Consider the following 19846-nt stretch of genomic DNA (forward strand, 5'->3'; position numbering starts at 1 on the left):
TTACAGTTTACGTGTCCGGGCGGACCGAGGAGCGGAAATGGCGAAGCGGGCGCCACGCAGCGACGAAGCCGACTACGTCGTCGTCGGGTCGGGGAGCTCCGGTGCGGCGGTCGCCGGGCGGCTGGCGCAGTCCGGGGCCAGCGTGATCGTGCTCGAAGCGGGCAAGAGCGACAGCCAGCTGCTGGTCACCAAGCCCGGCATGGTCGCGCCGATGCACGCCGTGCCGCAGCTGAAGGGGCTCGTCGACTGGGGCTACTACTCCGTTCCGCAGAAACACGTTCTAGATCGCCGGATGCCGGTGCCGCGGGGCAAGGTCGTGGGGGGCTCCAGCTCCGTGAACGGCATGGTCTACGTCCGCGGGAACCGCGCCAACTTCGACTCCTGGGCCGCCGAGGGCAACGAGGGCTGGGACGCCGACCGCGTCAACGCCGCCTACAAGCGGATGGAGGACTTCGAGGACGGCGAGAACGCCTTCCGCGGCGCCGGTGGCCCCATCCGCATCACCCGCAACAAGATCCCGCAGGAAGGGACGCTGCAGTTCCTCGAGGCCACCGCCGACGCGATCGGCTGCGAGATCCTCGACGACTACAACGCCGAGTCCCAAGAAGGCGTCAGCCGGATGCAGCAGAACGCCGCCGACGGCCTGCGCTACAGCGCCTCGCGCGGTTACCTCCACCACGCGCCGCCGTCGCTCCAGCTGCAGTCGCGCGTGCTGGCGAAGAAGGTGCTCATCGAGAACGGCCGCGCCACCGGCGTCGAGGTGGTCGACGCCGGCGGCGGGCTGCGCACCGTGCGGGCGGGCAAGGAGGTCATCCTCGCCGCCGGGGTCGTCGGGTCCGCGCAGCTGCTCATGCTCTCCGGGGTCGGCCACGCCGAGCACCTGAAGGAACACGGCATCGACGTCGTCGCCGACCTGTCCGTCGGGGACAACCTGCACGACCACATGTTCCACGCCCTGACCTTCCAGGTGTCCTCCAGCAAGCTCCGCGGCACGGCGCCGTTCTTCGCCCGCGGCCTGGCCAAGGAGCTGCTGCGGCCCGGCTCCACCTTCCTGGCGAACTCGGTCTTCGAGGCGGTCGCGTTCCTCCGCACCTCCCAGGCCGAAGCCGTTCCCGACCTGCAGCTGCACCTGCTGCCCTGGGCGTACGTCTCGCCCAACCAGGACGCCCCGATCCGGCACGCCGTCGACAAGCGCGGCGCGCTGACCGTCCTCACCACGCTCATCTACCCGAAGAGCCGCGGCACGCTGCGGCTCGCCTCGGCCGACCCCACGGCCGCGCCGCTCATCGACTTCCAGTACCTCGCCGACCCGGCCGACCTCGAAGTGCTCGGCGAAGGTTCGGAGATGGTGCGCGAGATCATGGCCTCGAAGGCGTTCGGCGGCGCCGTCAAGGAGGAGATCCACCCCGGCGAAAACCTCAAGGGCCAGGCGCTGCGCGACGCGATCCTCAACCGCGCGACGTCGGTCTACCACGGCGTCGGCACCTGCCGGATGGGCGTCGACGAGCTCGCCGTCGTCGGACCCGACCTCAAGGTCCGCGGGGTCGACGCGCTGCGGGTCTGCGACGCCTCGATCATGCCGTCGATCACCGGCGGCAACACCAACGCGCCCTGCATCATGATCGGCGAGATGGGTGCCCAGCTCGTCCTCGGGAGCGAGTCATGACCCTCACCCCGGTCGGCCTCACCCGCCCGGCGTCGGTGACCGGCGCCTTCCTCGAGCAGCTCGTCGCCCGGGTCCCGGGTTCGGCCGGCGCGACCTGGAAGCTGACCGAGGTCTACACCGGCGACGTCCTCGTCGAGCTCCCGCAGTCCACCCCCGAGGACATCGAGCGGGCGTTCGCCGTCGCGCGCGAGGCACAGCGGAAGTGGGCCGCCACGCCGGTCAAGCAGCGGCTGGCCGTGTTCAAGCGGGCGCACACGCTGTTCGTCGACCACGCGCGGGCCGTCGCCGACCTCATCCAGGTCGAGAGCGGCAAGAACCGGCGGATGGCGATCGAGGAGACCTGCGACCCGCCGATGGTGATGAGCCACTACCTCAAGCGGGCGGCGAAGCTGCTGGCACCGGTGAAGCGCGGCGGCCCGGTGCCGCTGGTGACGTCCTCGACCGAGGTCCGGCGACCCAAGGGCGTCGTCGGCATCATCGCGCCGTGGAACTTCCCGTTCGCCACCGGCATTTCCGACGCCGTCCCGGCGCTGATGGCCGGCAACGCGGTCGTCCTGAAGCCCGACAACAAGACGGCGCTCTCCCCGCTCTACGGCGTGCGGCTGCTGGAGGAGGCCGGCCTGCCGAAGGGCCTGTTCCAGGTCGTCTGCGGCGAGGGCCCGGACGTCGGCCCGACGCTGATCGACCAGGCCGACTACGTCATGTTCACCGGCTCGACGGCCACCGGGAAGGTGATCGGCGAGCGGGCCGGCCGCAACCTCATCGGCTGCTGCCTCGAACTCGGCGGCAAGAACCCGATGATCGTCCTGGAGGACGCGAACATCAGCGAAGCCGTGCAGGGCGCGGTGTTCGGCGCGTTCGGCAACACCGGGCAGATCTGCATGCACGTCGAGCGGATCTACCTGCCGGAGTCCCGCTACAACGAGTTCAAGACGGCGTTCGTGGCGGCGGCTTCGGCCCTCGACGTCCGCGCCGCGTACGACTTCGGTCCCGAGATGGGCTCCCTTGTGTCGGTGGACCACATGCGCCGCGTCAAGTCCCATGTGGACGACGCGGTCGCCAAGGGCGCGACGGTGCTGTGCGGCGGCAAGCCCCGCCCCGACCTCGGCCCGGCGTTCTTCGAGCCGACGATCCTCGAGGGCGTCACGAAGGACATGCTCTGCGGCGTCACGGAAACCTTCGGTCCCGTGGTGGCGCTGCACTCCTACCGCACGGTCGACGAAGCGGTCGCGCTGGCCAACGACACGGACTACGGCCTGAACGCGTCGGTCTGGAGCACTGACGTTCCGGCGGCCCGCGCGCTGGCGGCCCGCATCGAGTCCGGCAACGTGAACGTCAACGACATCCTCGCGACGGCCTACGCGGCCAAGGGAACCCCGTCCGGCGGCGTCAAGAACTCCGGCGTCGGGGCCCGCCACGGCGACCAGGGCCTGCTCAAGTACACCGACGGGCAGAACCTGGCGGTGCTGAAGAAGCAGGTAATGGGCCCGCGGCCGGGGCAGCACTACGAAAAGTACGTCGAGAGCATGCTTTCCGGCCTGAAGACGCTGCGGAAGCTGCGCCTGCGCTAGCCGTCCACGAGCAGTCCGCGCAGCGGGCCCTGCAACCGCCCGGCCCGCCGCGACACACCCGGGAGCAGCACCAGCCGGTGCGTGCGCCGCTCACCCTTGCGTTCCCGCTCCGCCTGCTCCTCGGCCAGCGGCCGCCAGAGGTGGTCGACGACGTCCGCCGGGTCGGTGTGCTCCAGTTCCGCGACCGGGCGGCCGAGGTGCTCGGCCCACAGCCGCAGCCGCGTCGTGCGGGCCACCTCCGGGTCGTCGGTGGCGACGTTGACCTCGGTGTCGTTGAACAGCGAGTGCTCGTTGAGGTTCGCCGAGCCCACGGTCAGCCACTCGTCGTCGACGATGCCGAGCTTCGCGTGGACGTACACCGGCGCCGCCGATTCACCGTCGTGCGCGCTGATCGTCGTCGCGAGGAGCCGCCGGTTCCCGTCGTCCGCGTCGAGGAGCCGGCCCAGCTGGCCGCGGGTGGTGTCCGAGCCGTTGCTGGGCTTGCGGGGGAGCAGCAGGACCACGCGGAAGCGGTCGCCGGGCGGGTGCCGCAGCTTGTCGAGGAGCACCTCGGTGATCTCCGGCGACCACAGGAACTGGTTCTCCAGGTAGACGAGCCGCCGGGCCGAACGCAGGGCCCGCAGGTAGCCGTCGAGGATGGTGAATTCGCCCTTCGGCAGGAAGCCGTAGGTGCTGTTCGGCACGGTCCGCTGCAGCTGCACGCGGCTGCCGCCCACCGGTTCCGGCACCGCGGGCTCGGGCAGGTCTTCGCCCGCGACTTCGATCCAGCGCCGCCGGAAGTGGCCCGCGACGTCGGCGACCACCGGTCCTTCGAGCCGGGCCATCAGGTCGTGCCAGCCGATCGGCCGCGGCGGGTGGTCCGGGCTGTCGTGCCGGTCGCCCTCCAGCGCGGTGAAGTCGACGCCGCCGACGAAGGCCACCTCGTCGTCGACGACCACCAGCTTTTCGTGGTGGCAGTGCAGGGTCCGCTCGCGGGAGTCCAGCACGCAGCGCACGGCCGAGCCGTCGGTGAACTTGCGCTGCTCCGACCGCGCCAGCTTGCGCGAGGGCTGGAACGCGGGCACCGGGGGTCCGCCCCACAGCAGCACCCGCACGTCGACGCCGCGGCCGGCCGTCTCGGCGAGCAGTTCCCGCAGGGTCGGCGCGCCGGTCTCGCGCGTCAGCCGGAAGTCCGCGCTGGCGTGCCAGTTCGCGATGTGCACGTGCGACTTCGCCCGCCGGATCGCCGCTTCGACGGCGGGCAGCGACTCCTCGCCGTCGATCAGCACCCGCACGCGGTTGCCGTCGCGGACCGGGGCTCGCCCGCCGAGCCGGTCCCGGGTGCCGCCCGGGCCGAGCACGTCACCCCAGCCGAGCCCGCGCAGCCGCCGCCGGTGGTGGGCGCAGAGTGCGCTTTCGAGCCCGTCGCCGAGCCGCTCGTCCACCTTGTCCAGGAATGCGTGGAACGTCTTCACCCGTCCCATCGCACTACAGAACGGCGGAGTCCGCCGCGCAGTGACGCTCCGTCAAAGATCGAGCACGAGCCGCGGCGAGCGGGAGCGGGACACGCAGAGCATCATGACCTCGTTCTCGGCCCGCTCGGCCGCGGTCAGCACGGCGTCGCGGTGGTCCGGCGTCCCGCCGAGCAGGCCGGTTTCGCAGGTGCCGCACGTCCCTTCCCGGCACGACGACAGCACCGGGACACCGGCTTCCTCGACCACCTCCAGGATCGACCGGTCCGCGGGCACCGCCAGCACCCGCCCGGACCCGGCGAGCTCCACCTCGAACGCCGTGCGCGGGCCGTCGTCCGGTTCCGGGGTGAAGCGCTCGACGTGCAGGTTCTCGAAGCCGAGCGCTTCCACCGCCGCCAGCAGCGGTGCCGGGCCGCAGCAGTAGACCGCGGTGCCCGGCGCGGCCGGCAAGCCGGCCAGGTCGAGGAGGCCTTCCTCGTCCTGCGGCCGGATCGTCACGCGGTCGCCGTAGCGGGCCAGTTCGTCGGTGAAGGCCATCGACGAGCGCGTCCGGCCGCCGTAGACGAGCTGCCAGTCGGTGGCGCGGTCGAGCATCGGCAGGATCGGCGTGATGCCGATGCCGCCCGCGATGAACAAGTGCCGCTCGGCGGGCACCAGCGGGAAGTGGTTGCGGGGCGCGGAAACCCCGACCAGGTGCCCGGCGCGCAGCTCGTCGTGCACGTACGCCGAGCCGCCGCGCCCGGCGGCCTCGCGCAGCACCGCGACCTGGTACGCCGACGTGTCCCCGGGACGGCCGCACAGCGAGTACTGCCGCGGGCCGCCGGGCAGTTCGACGTCGACGTGCGCACCGGGTTCCCACGGCGGCAGCGGCTCGCCGTCCGGGTCGCGCAACGTCAGGCGGACGACGGCGTCGGCCACCTTTTCCTTGTGTTCCACCAGGAGTTTCATCAGTGTCCTTCGGGGTGGGCGAGCAGCCAGTCCCAGAGCGCGACCGGGTCCTCGAATTCGCGTTCGGCCCCGCAGTGGCAGACCGCGCGCAGCCGGTCGGTGCCGAGCACCCAGTGGATCCGGTTGACGCGCTCGCCGGTCAGCATCGGGCGGTTCACGGCGAAACCAGCCGCTGCAGCATCCGGCGCGCGGCCAGGCCGCCGGTGTCGATGTTGACCGAAAGTTCCTGGTAGCCCGCGGGTTCGGTGGCGATGACCCGCTCGAGGACGTCGAGTGCTTCGACGTCCTGCAGCACCACCGTGCGGTTGTTCTCGGCCAGGAACGCCGAAACGCCTTCGTCGTCGAGCGCGAAGTCCCGTGCCACGGCCCAGAAGTCGTGCGTCGAGTGCTCGGTCTCCGGCGTGATCGCGTAGACGACCTCGACGTGGAAGGCGTCCGGATCGCTGCCGTCCGGGCGCGGCACGGACCCGACCGGCGCGATGCGGCTGTGCAGCTTGTACAGGCACGGCGGGGTGTACTCGATGTCCTGCCAGCGCGCGATGCGCCCCTGCAGGCCGGTCGACTTGGCGTAGAAGGGCGGGCATTCCGCGTCGTCCATGTGCCGCGAGACGTAGACGACGCCGTTCTCCTCGTCGACTTCGGTCGTGATCGGCGTCGCGGCGACCTCCGGGGTGCCGATGTAGCCGCCGTGCAGGTAGGTCTCGTGCGACAGGTCCAGCAGGTTGTCGACCAGCAGCGAATACCGCGCCTTCAGCGGTTCCATCCCGGCGACCGTCGTGTAGCCGGGCGAATCGAGGTAGGGGGCCCGGGGAATCCGCGCGGCGTCGGCGTTCGCGGGGTCGCCGATGAACACCCAGACGAAGGAGTCCTGCTCCACGACGGGGTACCGCGCGAGCCGGGCGGTCCTCGGCACCCGGGTTTGCCCCGGCACCGCGACGCACTTGCCGTCCGCGCCGTAGGTGAAGCCGTGGTAGCCGCAGACGACCTGGTCGTCGACGAGCCGCGAAGGCTTCTGGGACAACGGGAACCGGCGGTGCACGCACCGGTCGGCCACGGCCGTCACGCTCCCGTCCCGGGTCCGCCAGAACAGGACCGGCTCGCCGCAAATGGTGCGGCTGAACAACTCCGCACCGATCTCGGCACCGTAGGCGGCGACGTACCACTGGTCACGGGGAATGGCGCTCATCGGAGTTCGTCCTCTCGTGGCGGGGACCCCAGCGTGGGCGGGCGGGCCCCTCGCCGCGAAGGGCGTTTCCATAAGACGGAAAGCTCAGCCGAGGGCGCGGGAGATCGCGCGGGCGCTCGTGCGGACCAGGGGGGCCAGCGCGTGCGGCGAGGCGCTGCCGTACCGCACGACGAGGGAGACCGCCGCGACCACCTGCCCGCGGGCGTCGTGGATCGGGGCGCCGACCGAGAGGCTGTCGAGGGTTACCTGGCGCTCGCTGATGGAGAACCCGTGGGTGCGGACGTCGGCGAGCAGGTGCCGCAGGCGGTCCGGGTCGGTGACGGTTTCCGGCGTGTAGCGCTCGATCCGGCCGGCGAGGACGTCTTCCTGCACGTCGGCGGGCGCGTGGGCGAGCAGGACGAGCCCGACGCCGGTCGCGGTCAGGGCGAACCGGCCGCCGACGCGGGTCAGCACCGGGACCGCCCCCGAGCCGGCGATGCGCTCGATGAACACGACCTCGGTGCCTTCGCGGACGGCGAGCTGGACGTTCTCCCGTGTGATCTGCGAAAGGTCCTCCAGGAACGGCAACGCGCGTTCCCGCAGGCCCAGGCCGCGCGGGGCGAGCGAGCCCAGCTCCCACAGCCGCAGCCCGACGCGGTAGACGCCCGCTTCGTCCCGCTCGAGCGCGCCCCACTCGCAGAACTCGCGCAGTAGCCGGTGCGCGGTGGCCGCGGGCAGCCCGGCCCGGCGCGCGACCTCGCTCAGCCGCAGCTCGGGGTGGTCCGGCGAGAACGCCTCGAGCACCTTGAGCGCGCGGCCGAGCACCGGCCCGGTGGCGCCCGGAACGCGACCTCGATGCGGCACGGCTACCTCCCCGGGATCAGCTGCGCGCGGAGCAGCTCGTCGAGGCGTCGCCACGCCGGGGACTCGGCGTTCACCGCGTTCTGGATCAGCGCCGGGACGGCCGACGGCGCGTCCAGGCCGGGCAGGGGACCGGAGCCGTAGCGCCGCCGGGTGGCCGCGACGATCCGTCCCGCCAAGACGGTGAGCGCCGGGTCCGCCGGGTCCAGGTCGTGGGCGCGGTCGTAGTCCAGGTAGAGCTGCCGCAGGCCGGGGTCGGTCAGGGCCTCCGCCTGATCGCGGAAGGACTCCGCGGCCAGCTCCGGGTGCGTCGCGTAGACCAGGATCCACAGGTCCGTCTCCATGGCGACCCAGCGTGCGGAAAAGCCCAGTCCGGGAAGGTGCTCGAGGTGCCGCGCGACCTCGGGTGGCAGCCCGTGCACCAGGCCGGACCCGAGCCGCCGGAGCCGCCGCTGCGTTTCCCGGAGGTCCTTGATGCGCGCGGTCAGCTCGCGATCGACGTCGTGCAGGGCTTCGCGGACCTCGTCGGGAGTCGCGTCGCCGAGTTCCTTGATGCGCGCCAGCGGGACACCGGCTTCGGCGAGCGTGCGGATCTTGAGCAGGTCGATCGCGTGGGCGGCGGTGTAGCGCCGGTAGCCGGACGCGTCCCGGTCGGGTTCCGGGAGCAGGCCCTTCGCGTGGTAGACGCGGACCGTCTTGATCGAAACGCCGGCGTACGCGGCCAGCCTGCCGATGGTGATCACCCCGCCATGATGCCGCGCTTGACCCTGCCCCAGGGGCGGGGTTGCAGACTCGATGCCATGACGAACGTGGATCCGGCCACCCTGCGCGCACTGGCCGATGAGGGCAACGAGCGCGCCCTGGACCGCCTTGCCGACCTGGCCGACGCTCGCGGCGACGTCGCCGCGTTGAGTGAGTTGCTGGATGAGGGCAGCATGCACGCCGGTCGGTTGCTGACGCGGCGGGCGGTCGCGGCCCGTGACCTGCTGGAGCTGCAGCGGGTGAGTGACGCCGGCTACGAGGAGGCGGGCACCGAGCTGGAGCGGCTGCTGGGCGAACCTGGCCGGTGAGTCCCCGCCCGCTGAGGTGTCTTGAATGAGTCATTCAGGACCTCCGCGGTCTTGAATGACTCATTCAAGACCGCGACCCGGGCCGGTGACGTGAACGACTCGTTCATGTCACCTGACGTCAGGGTCCCGGCAAAGTCGCGCGGCCAGCCACTCCGCCGCCGCTAACCCGCTCGCCCCACGTCCTGAATGACTCATTCAGGTCTTCGGACGTCCTGAATGAGTCATTCAAGACGCCGGCGCAACGCCGCGGACCGCACCGACCCGACTTTGCCGGGCCCCTGTCACCTGACGTCGTGAACGACCCTTTCATGGCATCGGGCCGGTGACGTGAACGAGTCATTCCCACCCCTCCTCGGGGCGTGTCGGGAAGCGGGGCGCGCCCGCCGTGTCAGACTTCGCGGCGATGGTCACTCCAGCCGATCTCGCCGACCTGCTCGAGTGCGAGCACCGCAGCCTCCTCCACCAGGCCTGGGCCGCGGGACTGCCGGGAGCACCCCGCCCCGCCGACCAGGACCTGCCGGGCGACCGCACCGAACCGGCCCCCGAAGAAGCCGAAGCCACCCGGGAAGCGATCCGCGCCGGGACACCGGTGATCCCCGGGGCCGTCCTGCGCGACGGGGACTTCACCGCCCGCGTCGGCTCGCTCGTCCGCACCCCCGAAGGCCGTTACGAGGTCCACGACACCCAGCCGGTCCGGCACGCGACGCCCGCCGCCGTGGTGCGGCTGACCGCCTGTGCCGACGCCCTCGGGGAGGCCGCCGGGCCGGACGTGCACCTCGGGCTGAGTGACGGGACCACCCGGACGCTGCGCGTCGACGACTTCCGTCCCCTGGTCGACCGGCTGCGCACCCGCCTGCGCGACCGCACCCCGCGGCTGCCCGTCCCGCTGTGGGCCGACGAACGGCCCGCCTGCGCCGGCTGCGGGTTCGCGCGGCACTGCGCGTCGGCCCGGGAGGCCGACCGCGACCTCTCGCTCGTCGCCGGGATGCGCAGCGACCAGCGGCGCAAGCTCACCGCCGCCGGGCTGGGGTCGATCGACGCCCTCGCCGCCGCCGGGCCGGGCGACCGGCCGCGGGACCTGTCGGTGACGGCGTTCGCCGCCCTGCGCGCGCAGGCTGCGCTTCAGGTCCGGCAGGACGCCACCGGCGAGATCAGCTACGAGATCGTCGGCCCCGAGGAGCTGGCCGCGCTGCCGGCGCCCGCGCCGGGGGACGTGTTCGTGGATCTGGCCGGCGACCCGCACGCCCTCGCCGGCGAAGGGCTGGAGTACCTCTTCGGCGCGGTCACCGAGGACGAAGACCGGCGGTTCACCGCGTTCTGGGCGCACAGCCGGGCCCAGGAGAAGCGCGCCTTCGAGGAGTTCGTCGACTTCGCCGCCGCGCGCGTCGCCGAGCACCCCGGCTCGCACGTCTACCACTACGCGCCCTACGAGGTCACCGCGATCAAGCGGCTCGCGGCCGTGCACGGCACCCGCGAGGAGACCGTCGACCACCTGCTGCGCAGCGGCGCGGTCGTGGACCTGCACGCGGTCGTGCGCAAGGCGCTGCGCGTGTCTCAGCGGTCGTACTCGATCCGCCACCTCGAGCCGCTCTACCAGCCCGGCGCCCGCACCAAGACCGCCGTGTCGGACGTCGACGAGTACGAGGAGTACCTGGCGTTCGACCGGTCCGGTGAGCCGGAGCGCGCGGAAGAGGTGCTGCGGCGGATCGCCGAGGACACCGAGGACGACTGCGTCTCGGCCCAGCGGCTGTTCGGTTTCCTGCACCGCGTCCGCGCCGACGCCGGGATCGACGTCCCGGTACCGGCCGAGGAATCCGCCGAGGACGCCCTGCTGCGCGCGGCCGAAGAGGACGTCGCCGCCGAGCGGCGCGCCGAACGGGCCGCGCAGCTGGCCGCGCTGGTCGACCCGCTGCTCGAGGGCCTGCCGGACGACCCCGCGGACTTCACCGCGGACGACCGGGCCCGTGCGCTGCTGGCGGCGTCCGTCGGCTACCACCGCCGCGAGACCAACCCGGCCTGGTGGGAGTACTTCCGCCAGCTGGCCGCCCCGCTCGGCGACCTCGAGGTGGACACCGCCTGCGCCGTCCCGGTGGCGCTGGAAGCGGGGGAGTGGGTGCCCCCGGCCGGGCGGGTGCGCACGGCGAAGCGGACGCTGCAGCTCGCCTGCGACCCGGACCGGCCGCACCCGTTCGCGCCCGGCGACGAGGTGCGGCTGCGCTACGGCGACACCGCCCGCGACGCCAAGGTCGTCGCCGCGTCGGCGGTCGAGCTGACCGTGGAGGAGAGCAGCCCGCCCGACGCCACCACGAACGACCGGCCGACGGCGGTCCTGCCGGGCAGCCCGGTCCGGCCTTCGCCCAAGGACGAAGCGGTCGCCGAGCTCGCCCGGCTGACCGTCGAGACGCTGCCGGAGCTGCCGCGGCACCCCGGGATCGACCTGCTCCGCCGGACGCCGCCGCGGCTGCGCTGGGGCGCGGCGCTGCCCGAGCCGGGCCCGGACCTGGTTGCCACGGTGATCGACGCGGTCGAAGAGCTGGACGGCTCGACGCTGGCCGTCCAGGGCCCGCCGGGCGCGGGCAAGACCTACCTCGCCGGCCGGCTGATCGCCCGGCTCGTGCGCGCGGGCCGGACCGTCGCGGTCACCTCCACCAGCCACAAGGCCGTGGAAAACGTGCTGAGCGCGGCGAAGAAGAGCGCCCCGGACCTGCCGTGCGCCAAGCGCGCGAAGCGGACGCCGGACCCGGCGGCGCCGTGGGACCAGCCGAAGAGCAACCCGGCGCTGGTCAAGTGGCGTGAAGAGCACGACACCGGCCACCTGGTGGGCGGGACGGCGTGGACGTTCGCCAACGCCGCGATCCGCGAAGAGCCCTTCGACTACATGATCATCGACGAGGCGGGCCAGTTCGCCCTCGCCGACGCGCTCGCGGTGTCCGTGTGCGCCAAGAACGTCCTGCTGCTGGGCGATCCGCAGCAGCTGCCGCAGGTCGTGCAGGGCACCCACCCGGCGGGCGCGGAGGCCTCGGCGCTGGGCCACCTGATCGGCGAGGCCGACATCATGCCGCCCGAGCTGGGCTACTTCCTCGACGAGACGCGGCGGATGCACCCGGCCGTGTGCGCGCCGGTGTCGGAGCTGTCCTACGCCGGGCGCCTCCACTCGCACCCGTCCGCGGCCGACCGCGGCATCGAAGGCGTCGAGCCGGGGCTGTACGTGGCCGAGGCCGACCACACCGGCAACACGACCCGGTCGGTCGAGGAAGCCGCCGTCGTCACCTCGATCGTCGCGCGGCTGCACGGCCGCGCGTGGACCGACCACGGCACGACCCGGCCGCTCACCGACGCCGACATCGTCGTGGTCGCGCCCTACAACCTGCAGGCGCGCACGGTGACCCGGGCGCTGGAGGAGGCCGGGTTCCCCGGGGTGCGGGTGGGCACGGTCGACCGGTTCCAGGGCCAGGAAGCACCCGTGGTGATCACGACGATGACGTCGTCCTCGGCGGTCGACCTGCCCCGCGGCCTCGACTTCCTGCTCTCGCGCAACCGCCTCAACGTCGCGCTCTCGCGGGCGCAGGCGCTGGCGATCCTGGTGTGCTCACCCCGGCTGGTCGAGGCCGACATCCGGACGGTGGAGCAGATGCGGCTGGTCGCGGGCATGATCGGCCTGCTCACCGCGGCGCGGCCCTGGCCGGCCGGGTAGCTCAGCTCGGCGGTTCGGCCTCGCCGGCGTCCTCGTCGACGTCCTGGCCGCCGGGCCGTTTCCGGTCGGTCTCGGGGATTTCGATGTCGAGGTCGACGTCCGGGGTGCCGGGCGGGCGGGGCACGTCGGGGCTGATGGGCTGGTGCTCGGCTTCGGTCATGCCGGGCGGTTACCCCGGCGGCCGCCGGTTCACGCCGGGTGCGGAAAGCGCCTTCCGGGGCTGGACCGCCGCGGCCGTTGCTGATATTCCTTCGCCCGTGCCCCTGGACGCGATCGACCTCCACAGCATCAACCCGTGGGAGGTGGCCTTCCTGCGCGAGGAGGTGGGCGCCTACTTCGCCCACGGCATCGACCTGGCCCCCGGCGCGACCGTCCTCGACGTCGGCGCCAACGTCGGGGTCTTCTCCGCCGCCGTGTTCGAGCGCCTCGGCGGCGACGCGCGGATCTACGCCTTCGAACCGCTCCCGCCGCTGTTCGAAACCCTGGACCGCAACGGCCGCGACTTCTTCGCGGAGCGGCTGACCGCGTTGCCGTACGGCCTCGCCGCCGCCGAGGACGAGCTCGACTTCAGCTACTTCCCGGCCGCGACCATCTTCTCGTCGTCGCTGCGGGACGAGAACAACATCGAGGTCGAGCGGCGCCGGGTGACCGCGAGCGTCGTCGAGATGATCCGCCGGGGCGGCCTCGGCGGCGGGCTCCGCCGGGTGCCCGCGCCCGTGCTGCGCGGCATCGTCGGGCGCAAGCTGCGGGTGATGCGGGAGCTCGAAACCCACCGCGTCCGGGTCCGGCCGCTCTCGGCGGTGCTCGACGAACACGGCATCGAGCGCGTGGACCTGCTCAAGGTGGACGTCGAAGGGGCCGAGCTCGACGTCCTGCGCGGTCTCGAAGACCGGCACTGGCCCCTGGTGCGGCAGGCGGTGGTCGAGGTCGAAGGCTGGCGCGAGCACCGCGAGACCGTCCGGGACGTCTTCACCGCGCGCGGGTTCACCGTCGAGGCGGTGCAGGACCCCGTCCAGGAGGCCGCCGACATCGGGATGGTGTTCGCGGTCAGCGGTACCCGAGCCAGTCGAGGTTGATCCGGGCGGTGTCGCCGGGCGCGTAGGACAGCGTGAGCACCGGGTCCGGGCCGGTGACCGGGATGTCGGCGAAGGTCGCCGTGCCCCAGTCGTCCCAGCTGTCGGAGACCTTCGGGAAGCTCAGCTGCCGCAGCGGGCGGCCGTCGGCGGACAGCGTCATGGTGCGGGCGTCACCGTTGGCGTTGGCGTACCGGACGGTGAGCGTGCCGGTCGCCGGCGCGGTGGTGGTGCGGTGGATGGTGAAGGCCGACGCCGCGCCCTCGGCCCAGAGCCCGTCGACGAAGGCGCGGCCGGAGTAGCCGGTGTGGTTCACGTTCGTCTTGACCCCGCCGGTGTTGTGCGCGTCTTCGGCTTCGAGGTGCTCCGGATCGAGGCAGCCGCCGACGGTCCCGGCGGTGTCGGCGCAGCGGTCCTGGGCGTCGGGGACGCCGTCGCCGTCGCGGTCGCCCGCGGGTGCGCCGGTCAGGGTGATCTCGACGGTGTGCGCGCCGCCGAGCGTCGCCGGGAGTTCGGCCGGGGCGGGGCGGCCGTCGAGGGTGACCGAGCGGATCACGGTGCCCGCGCCGCGCAGCGTGACGGTGAGGTCCGCGGCCCGGTACCGCAGGTGCCGCAGGGTGACGTCGCCCCAGCCGCTGGGCAGGGTCGGGGCGAAGGTCAGGCCGCCGGGGCCGAACCGCAGCCCGAACAGTCCACTGTGGACCATGTCGAGGAACGCGGTCGCCGACCACGTCTGGTCGGGCTCGGACCCCCAGTGGAACTTCACGGTGTCGCCGAGCCGCTGGTACCCGCCGTCGACGACCCCCGTGTTCCCGTTGTAGATCTCCCAGTAGCCGCTGTTGCCGCCGGCCAGCTTCGCCAGGCGCGTCGTTTCGGCGGCGAAGCCGTTCTGCTCGCCCTGCCCGGCCAGCGCTTTCGCCCACAGGCCCTGCACGAGCGGCCAGACGATCGCGTTGTGCCGGCCCGGCTGCGCGTCGGAGTAGCGCGCCCAGTTCGGGTAGGTGTCGGGCATGCCCCACGCCATTTCGCGGGCGTTGGCGACGATCGAGCGGGCCTGCGCGGGGTTCGCGACGCCGAAGAGCAGCGCGAACGCCAGCCCGGTGCCCTCCTGGTAGGCGCCGCGGGTGCCGTCGGCGAGCAGCTGGTAGTCGTACAGCCCGGTCTTCGGGTTCCAGAAGTTCCGGTTGATCGCTTTCTTCAGCGCGGTGGCCTTGGTGCGGTACGCGGCGGCTTCCGCGGCCGGCCGGCCCAGCTGCCCGGCCATGTTGGCGGCGTTGACGTAAGCCGCGTAGTAGACCTCGTTGGTGCTCAAGAACATCCCGCTCGCGACACCGGGCCAGGGCATGCTGCCGGTGCTGACCGATTCGGTGGCGTCGGCCGGGGGCGCGGGGTAGCCGGCGATGCCGTCGTTGAAGAACGACGCGCCGGTGAACAGCCCGTAGGTGCGGTTGAACCCGGCCGTGGTGGCGGCTTCCCGGATGGCCAGGGTGTTCTTCGTGGTGGTGTAGGCGTTTTCGAGGAACGCGCGGTCGCCGGTGACGAGGAAGTGGTGCCACGCGGCGGTCGCCCAGACGACCTGATCCCACTGCTGGTCGTCCTGCTGCACGCGCAGCGCGCCGCCGCCGTCCTTGTCGACCACGGCCCACAAGGTGTTGCGCGCCAAGGCGGGGTCGAGCAGGCTCGTCGCGTTCCAGCTGTTGACCGACGCGTCGCGCGTCCACGGCTGGTCGTAGCCGCCACCGGCGCGGACGAGGCCGGTGGCCGGGTCGAGCAGGCCGCTCTTGTCGTACTTCGGGTCGTAGCCGATCGTGTTGGTGCGCGCCAGGTTGTCCAGTGCCGCGTCGTAGGCGGCGCCGTACAGCGCCTGGCTGCCGGGGTTCGCGAACTCGAGCGACGGGAGCGCCGCGGGAGCCGCCACCGCGGCTCCGGTGAGCACCCCGCACGCCGTCGCCACCACCAAGGCCGCCGCGCCGAACCGCCGCCGGACGTCGTTTGCCATGCGCGTACCCCTTCGCACCGATCGCCGGAGCCAGTGCACCACGGAACGGCCGGATTTCCCGGGGAGCGGCGGGATCCTGTCCGTTTCTGTCCGGCGTCACGGTCGGATAAAGACCGTTGTGTCCGGTCGCACCGTGTGATCGGGTGTCGGGACCGCGGTCGCGCTGAGTGAGGAGGGCCGGTGGCGTTCTTCCTTTCGCGGCTGTTCGCGCGCTGGGTCCTGACCCCCGGCCGCGGCTGGCTGCTGCCGGCCGCGGTGGTGCTCGTCGTGTTCGCGACCAGCTGGCCGCTGATGGTGCTGGCCGAGCCGGCGGGCAGTGAGCTGGTCCGGCCCGGCACGTACTGGTGGTACTTCGTCGTCACCGCGACCACGGTCGGGTACGGCGACTTCTCACCCGAAACCGTCTTCGGCCACGTCGTGGGCGTTTACGTCATCGTGGGTGGGATCGCGACCCTGACGACGGTGTTCACCAAGCTCGCTTCGGTGCTGGAACAGGCGAAGGGACGGCGGATGCAGGGGACGGAGGCGGTGCGCGCGAGCGGGCACACGGTGCTGATCGGGTACACCGCCGGGCGGACCGAGCGGATCGTGGCCCAGCTGCTGGCCGACGGGGTGCCCGGGCTGGTGCTCTGCGCGGGGGAGGAGGTCGGGCTCCACCCGATGCCGGACCGGCCGGTGCAGTTCGTCCGCGGCGACCCGACGGCGGCCGACGTCCTGGCCAGGGCCGGCCTGGCGCGTGCGGCCGCGGTCCTGGTCGACGTGGCCGACGACAACGCCGCGCTGGCGGTTGCCGTCACGGTGGGCCACGCCACGCCGTCCTCGCACGTCGTCGTGACGCTGCGGGACCTCGACCGGGCCGAGCTGGTCCGGTACGTCGACCCGCGGATCCGCTGCGTGCAGTGGCACACGCCCCGGATGGTGACCGAGGAGCTGACGTCCCCGGGCATCACCGAGGTCTACGCCGAGCTGATGACGGCCGGGGGCGCCGACACGTTCTCGGTCACCCTGCCGGAGTCGCTCGGCCGGCTCCCCGCCGAACGCTGCCGCCTTGCGCTCGGCCGCTCGTACGGGGCGACGCTGCTGGCCGTGCGCACCGGCGCGGACCTGGAGGTCAACCCGGCCTGGGACGCCGAACTGCCGGCCGGTGCGGTGCTGTACTACGTCGGCCCGCGGCGGCTCACCGGCGCCGAGGTCGAGGCGGCCCTGCGGGGGGAGGTGGCCCCGCCGGGCGAGACGCTGCATACTGCAAGAATGCCGAGGAGGAAGCCGGGGGCCGCGAGGTGAGCTCGCGCGAGGGCCCGTCGCGCCGGAAATTCGGCCGGATCGACCCGTACTGCCTGATGGCCGTGCTGCCGGTGCTGCTGGTGGCCGGCATCCTCGGTGCCCTGGTCAACGTACTGCTGGGGCTGGGCTGCGCGGTCTTCGCGGGCCTGATCCTGCTGTTCGACTCGTGGGCCAACCGCCCCGGCCCGCTCCCGCCGGAACCCGAACCCGCGCCCCGCCCGGTCCGCCGGGCCCAGGCGAGGCCGCCGGCCCGCGAACCCGGCCGCCCGCCGGTCCGCCAGCAGGCCCGCGGACCGCGTCCGCCCACCGGCCGGGCCCCGGCTCCGGCCCGCGCCCCGGTCCGCCGCGCGGGACCCCCGCCCGCCGCCCGCTGAGCGCCGCCGGCGTTCGGCTGGCCAAACGTCTTGAATGAGTCATTCAGGACCTCCGAAGACCTGAATGAGTCATTCAAGACGTTTGTGGAACGCTGTCGGCCAGGATCTGTTCGCGCAGGATGTCCGCGTGCCCGCAGTGCTGGGCCAGCTCCCGGAGCACCTGCAGGTACACCCAGCGAAGCGTGCGCGGCCCGGTCCGGTGCCCGGTCACGACCACGTCCAGCGGCCGGTCCGCCACCACCTTCCGGGCCGTGGCACAGGCTTCCCGGTGGGCCGCGGTGACCGAGGCGACGGTGTCGTCGTCGGCGAGCCGGAACGACTCGTCCGGGTTCGGGACCAGGCCGAGCTCCGCGCGGGACGTGCCGCCGACGCACTCTTCGAACCACACGCGCTGCATCCACGTCACGTGCTTGAGCAGCCCGAGCAAGGTCGTCGCCGAGGGGACGAGCCGGCGGCGGGCCTGCTCCTCGGTGAGGCCGTCGAGGGCGGCCTGGATGGCGCCGCGGTGTTCCTCGATGAAGGCCTCGAGCTGGACGCGTTCGCCGTCGAGCGGCACTTCGAACGAACTCACCGGCATCTCCTCAGCCGCCGACGTGGATGCCGGGGCGGCGGTCGGCGTCCTTCTCGCTGCTGCGGATGATCTCCCGGACCACGGGCGCGGTGTCGCCGCGGCCGAGGAGCAGGTAGCGGAACAGGTGCCCGAGCGGGTTCCCTTCCGACCACTCGAAGTAGCAGTGGGGCCGGACGCCGGTGACGTCGCGCAGGGTCAGCAGGATCGCGGCGATCGCGTTGGGCGCCGCGGGGCTGTTCGTGCGGAGGATCCGGTAGCCGTCGACCTCGACGCCCCGCACCTGCAGCACGTTGCTGAACTCCGACGGGTCCACGACGTCGATCTCGAGGAACAGGACGTCGGCCGGCCCGGGCACCGGGTTCATCCCGCGCTGTTCGGCTTCCTTGGCGGCGTACTCGTCATGGTCGCCGTCCTGGCGCTTGTTGGCGATGATGTTCAGGGCACCGTCGTGGGCCAGCGAGTCGGCGACGAACCGGCGCGCCTCGTCGTCGAACTCGATGTGCTCGGCGCGCAGCTCCGTGGTCCGCGTGACCCGCGAAACCAGCGAGACGACGATGATCCCGAGGATGAACAGCGCCGAAATGGCGATCCCGTCCGGCTTCTCGATGACGTTCTCGACGAGCGCGTAGAGCAGGACGAGCGTCAGGACGACGAAGCCGGTGGCGGCGCCGCGCTGGCGGCGGCGGACGGCCGAGATGCTGACCGCGACCGCGCCCGAGACCATCATCGCGAGGATGCCGGTCGCGTAGGCGCCGGCCTGCGCGTTGACGTCGGCGCCGAACGCGATGGTGATGAGGATGCTGATCGCGGTGTAGACGAGCACGACCGGCCGGACGGCGCGGCCCCACTCCGGCGCCATGCCGTAGGTGGGCAGGTACCGCGGGACGATGTTGATCAGCCCGGCCATCGCCGACGCGCCGGCGAACCACAGGATGAGGACGCTGCTGATGTCGTAGACGGTTCCGAAGATCTCGCCCAGTTCGTGGTGGGCGAGGTAGGCCATGGCGCGGCCGTTGGCTTCGCCGCCTTCCTTGAAGGCGTCCGCCGGGATCAGCACGGTGGTGACGAAGCTGGTCGCGATGAGGAACACCGACATGATCAGCGCGGCGGCGGTGAGCAGCTTCCGCGTGTTGCGGATCCGCGACTCGAGCTTCTCTTCGGCGTTCTTCCCGTCCGCGGCGACCAGCGGCATCATGCTGACGCCGGTCTCGAACCCGGAGAGCCCGAGCACGAGCAGCGGGAAGGCGAGCACGGCCGGGCCGACGATGCCGCCGAACCCGCCGCCGCCGGCGGTCAGCGCGTCGGTCCAGCCGGAGAGGGCCGAGGGGTTGCCGAGCAGGTCGACGACACTGGCGACGGTGACCGCGGCGTTGAGCAGCAGGAACACCGCGACGAGCGGGATGGCGACCCCGACGGCCTCGCTGAAGCCGAGCAGGAACACCCCGCCGAGGATCAGCAGCAGCACGACGGTGATGAGGACGGCGTGGCCGTGCAGGAACCCGGGCAGGTAGGGGTTCTCCAGCAGGTGCACGGTCGCGTCGGCCGAGGACAGCGTGATCGTGATGATCCACGACGTGGCCACGAACCCGAGCAGGGTGAGCACGAAGAGCTTCCCGCGCCAGAACGGCAGCAGGTTCTCCAGCATCGCGACCGAGCCCTGCCCGTGCGGGCTTTCCCGGGCGACCCGGCGGTACATCGGCAGCATCCCGAGCAGGGTGAGCGCGACGATCAGCAGCGTGGCCAGCGGCGACAGCGCCCCGGCGGCGAGCGCGGCGATCCCGGGCAGGTAGGACAACGTCGAGAAGTAGTCGACGCCGGTCAGGCACATGACCTTCCACCAGGCCTGCGGTGTGCCGTGGTCCTCGCCGCCGGCCCGGCCCACGGGAGCGACCCGGTGCTCCAGCAGCCACCGGGCGACCCCGGAAGCCGGTGCGCGGGGTGGCACCGGGCTGTCGACCTTCGCCGGAATGGTCAATTCGGGTGAAACACCCATCTTCGCCTTCACGTCCCCTCAGCCCGCTGACTTCGGGGACAAGCATGCCCGACGCCTGGCGGCGCGGCGCACCGGAGGCACCGGACGGTCGTCCACTCCGGACGGGAGCCGGCCCGCCGCGGATGT

17 protein-coding genes are annotated in these 19846 nt (G+C 72.5%); 7 read left to right on the forward strand and 10 right to left on the reverse strand.

The genetic code is table 11. The features are described 5' to 3' along the window. Positions 1-37: 37 nt before the first annotated feature. Both H4696_RS06665 and H4696_RS06670 read left to right on the forward strand, forming a co-directional pair. Positions 38-1666 carry a GMC family oxidoreductase gene (locus H4696_RS06665; RefSeq protein WP_086857498.1) on the forward strand — a complete coding sequence of 543 codons (1629 nt, stop codon included), beginning with the start codon at positions 38-40 and terminating at the stop codon, positions 1664-1666. Continuing rightward, complete coding sequence (locus tag H4696_RS06670) at positions 1663-3237, forward strand: succinic semialdehyde dehydrogenase (RefSeq protein ID WP_086857497.1); 1575 nt, start codon at positions 1663-1665, stop codon at positions 3235-3237. The genes H4696_RS06665 and H4696_RS06670 overlap by 4 nt, the downstream gene beginning before the upstream one ends. Here the strand turns inward: H4696_RS06670 and H4696_RS06675 are convergent. From H4696_RS06675 to H4696_RS06700, 6 genes are all read right to left on the reverse strand, one after another. Further along, positions 3234-4700 (reverse strand): phospholipase D-like domain-containing protein, encoded by a 1467-nt coding sequence (locus tag H4696_RS06675; protein WP_225955611.1) that lies wholly within the window; start codon positions 4698-4700, stop codon positions 3234-3236. The two genes, H4696_RS06670 and H4696_RS06675, sit on opposite strands and share 4 nt — an antisense overlap. Positions 4701-4742: 42 nt before the next feature. Beyond that, positions 4743-5636: a PDR/VanB family oxidoreductase gene (locus H4696_RS06680; protein WP_086857495.1), complete on the reverse strand. Its 894-nt coding sequence runs from the start codon at positions 5634-5636 to the stop codon at positions 4743-4745. After that, positions 5636-5794, reverse strand: coding sequence for a hypothetical protein (locus tag H4696_RS06685; RefSeq protein ID WP_086857494.1), 159 nt, complete (start codon positions 5792-5794; stop codon positions 5636-5638). Before H4696_RS06685 ends, H4696_RS06680 begins: the two co-directional genes overlap by 1 nt. Then, positions 5791-6822, reverse strand: a complete 1032-nt coding sequence (locus H4696_RS06690) for an aromatic ring-hydroxylating oxygenase subunit alpha (RefSeq protein WP_086857493.1) — start codon at positions 6820-6822, stop codon at positions 5791-5793. Before H4696_RS06690 ends, H4696_RS06685 begins: the two co-directional genes overlap by 4 nt. Positions 6823-6906: 84 nt before the next feature. Continuing rightward, complete coding sequence (locus H4696_RS06695; protein ID WP_169734880.1) at positions 6907-7665, reverse strand: IclR family transcriptional regulator; 759 nt, start codon at positions 7663-7665, stop codon at positions 6907-6909. 2 nt (positions 7666-7667) lie between these two features. Next, positions 7668-8405, reverse strand: a complete 738-nt coding sequence (locus tag H4696_RS06700) for a MerR family transcriptional regulator (RefSeq protein ID WP_086857491.1) — start codon at positions 8403-8405, stop codon at positions 7668-7670. Between the two features lie 57 nt (positions 8406-8462). On the opposite strand from H4696_RS06700, the gene H4696_RS06705 reads away from it, so the two are divergent. Beyond that, on the forward strand, positions 8463-8732 hold the full coding sequence (locus tag H4696_RS06705) for a hypothetical protein (protein ID WP_086857514.1): 270 nt from the start codon (positions 8463-8465) through the stop codon (positions 8730-8732). Positions 8733-9135: 403 nt separating this feature from the next. Next, positions 9136-12426 carry a TM0106 family RecB-like putative nuclease gene (locus H4696_RS06710; protein ID WP_086857490.1) on the forward strand — a complete coding sequence of 1097 codons (3291 nt, stop codon included), beginning with the start codon at positions 9136-9138 and terminating at the stop codon, positions 12424-12426. 1 nt (position 12427) lies between these two features. Here the strand turns inward: H4696_RS06710 and H4696_RS06715 are convergent, their stop codons facing one another. After that, positions 12428-12586: a hypothetical protein gene (locus H4696_RS06715; RefSeq protein ID WP_192782113.1), complete on the reverse strand. Its 159-nt coding sequence runs from the start codon at positions 12584-12586 to the stop codon at positions 12428-12430. Here H4696_RS06715 and H4696_RS06720 point away from each other — a divergent pair. Next, complete coding sequence (locus H4696_RS06720; RefSeq protein ID WP_225955612.1) at positions 12585-13502, forward strand: FkbM family methyltransferase; 918 nt, start codon at positions 12585-12587, stop codon at positions 13500-13502. The two genes, H4696_RS06715 and H4696_RS06720, sit on opposite strands and share 2 nt — an antisense overlap. On the opposite strand, the gene H4696_RS06725 is transcribed toward H4696_RS06720, so the two are convergent. Beyond that, on the reverse strand, positions 13474-15498 hold the full coding sequence (locus H4696_RS06725) for an MGH1-like glycoside hydrolase domain-containing protein (protein WP_086865553.1): 2025 nt from the start codon (positions 15496-15498) through the stop codon (positions 13474-13476). The genes H4696_RS06720 and H4696_RS06725 overlap by 29 nt on opposite strands. Positions 15499-15678: 180 nt before the next feature. Between H4696_RS06725 and H4696_RS06730 the strand changes: the two genes are divergently transcribed. Together H4696_RS06730 and H4696_RS06735 are read left to right on the forward strand one after the other, a co-directional pair. After that, positions 15679-16782 carry an ion channel gene (locus tag H4696_RS06730; RefSeq protein ID WP_086865552.1) on the forward strand — a complete coding sequence of 368 codons (1104 nt, stop codon included), beginning with the start codon at positions 15679-15681 and terminating at the stop codon, positions 16780-16782. Beyond that, positions 16779-17156, forward strand: a complete 378-nt coding sequence (locus tag H4696_RS06735) for a hypothetical protein (RefSeq protein WP_192782114.1) — start codon at positions 16779-16781, stop codon at positions 17154-17156. Before H4696_RS06730 ends, H4696_RS06735 begins: the two co-directional genes overlap by 4 nt. A 73-nt stretch (positions 17157-17229) precedes the next feature. On the opposite strand, the gene H4696_RS06740 is transcribed toward H4696_RS06735, so the two are convergent. Both H4696_RS06740 and H4696_RS06745 read right to left on the reverse strand, forming a co-directional pair. After that, positions 17230-17727, reverse strand: a complete 498-nt coding sequence (locus tag H4696_RS06740) for a DinB family protein (RefSeq protein WP_086856255.1) — start codon at positions 17725-17727, stop codon at positions 17230-17232. 10 nt (positions 17728-17737) lie between these two features. Next, complete coding sequence (locus tag H4696_RS06745) at positions 17738-19720, reverse strand: APC family permease (protein ID WP_086856256.1); 1983 nt, start codon at positions 19718-19720, stop codon at positions 17738-17740. Between the last annotated feature and the right edge of the window lie 126 nt (positions 19721-19846).

It is taken from the genome of Amycolatopsis lexingtonensis (genome assembly GCF_014873755.1).
GTDB classification, from domain to species: domain Bacteria; phylum Actinomycetota; class Actinomycetes; order Mycobacteriales; family Pseudonocardiaceae; genus Amycolatopsis; species Amycolatopsis lexingtonensis.

Coding starts and splice junctions, on each gene's coding strand:
- H4696_RS06665 (WP_086857498.1), top strand. CDS start 38: ATGGCGAAGCGGGCGCCACGCAGCGACGAAGCCGACTACGTCGTCGTC.
- H4696_RS06670 (WP_086857497.1), top strand. CDS start 1,663: ATGACCCTCACCCCGGTCGGCCTCACCCGCCCGGCGTCGGTGACCGGC.
- H4696_RS06675 (WP_225955611.1), bottom strand. CDS start 4,700: ATGGGACGGGTGAAGACGTTCCACGCATTCCTGGACAAGGTGGACGAG.
- H4696_RS06680 (WP_086857495.1), bottom strand. CDS start 5,636: ATGAAACTCCTGGTGGAACACAAGGAAAAGGTGGCCGACGCCGTCGTC.
- H4696_RS06690 (WP_086857493.1), bottom strand. CDS start 6,822: ATGAGCGCCATTCCCCGTGACCAGTGGTACGTCGCCGCCTACGGTGCC.
- H4696_RS06705 (WP_086857514.1), top strand. CDS start 8,463: ATGACGAACGTGGATCCGGCCACCCTGCGCGCACTGGCCGATGAGGGC.
- H4696_RS06710 (WP_086857490.1), top strand. CDS start 9,136: ATGGTCACTCCAGCCGATCTCGCCGACCTGCTCGAGTGCGAGCACCGC.
- H4696_RS06720 (WP_225955612.1), top strand. CDS start 12,585: ATGCCGGGCGGTTACCCCGGCGGCCGCCGGTTCACGCCGGGTGCGGAA.
- H4696_RS06715 (WP_192782113.1), bottom strand. CDS start 12,586: ATGACCGAAGCCGAGCACCAGCCCATCAGCCCCGACGTGCCCCGCCCG.
- H4696_RS06725 (WP_086865553.1), bottom strand. CDS start 15,498: ATGGCAAACGACGTCCGGCGGCGGTTCGGCGCGGCGGCCTTGGTGGTG.
- H4696_RS06745 (WP_086856256.1), bottom strand. CDS start 19,720: ATGGGTGTTTCACCCGAATTGACCATTCCGGCGAAGGTCGACAGCCCG.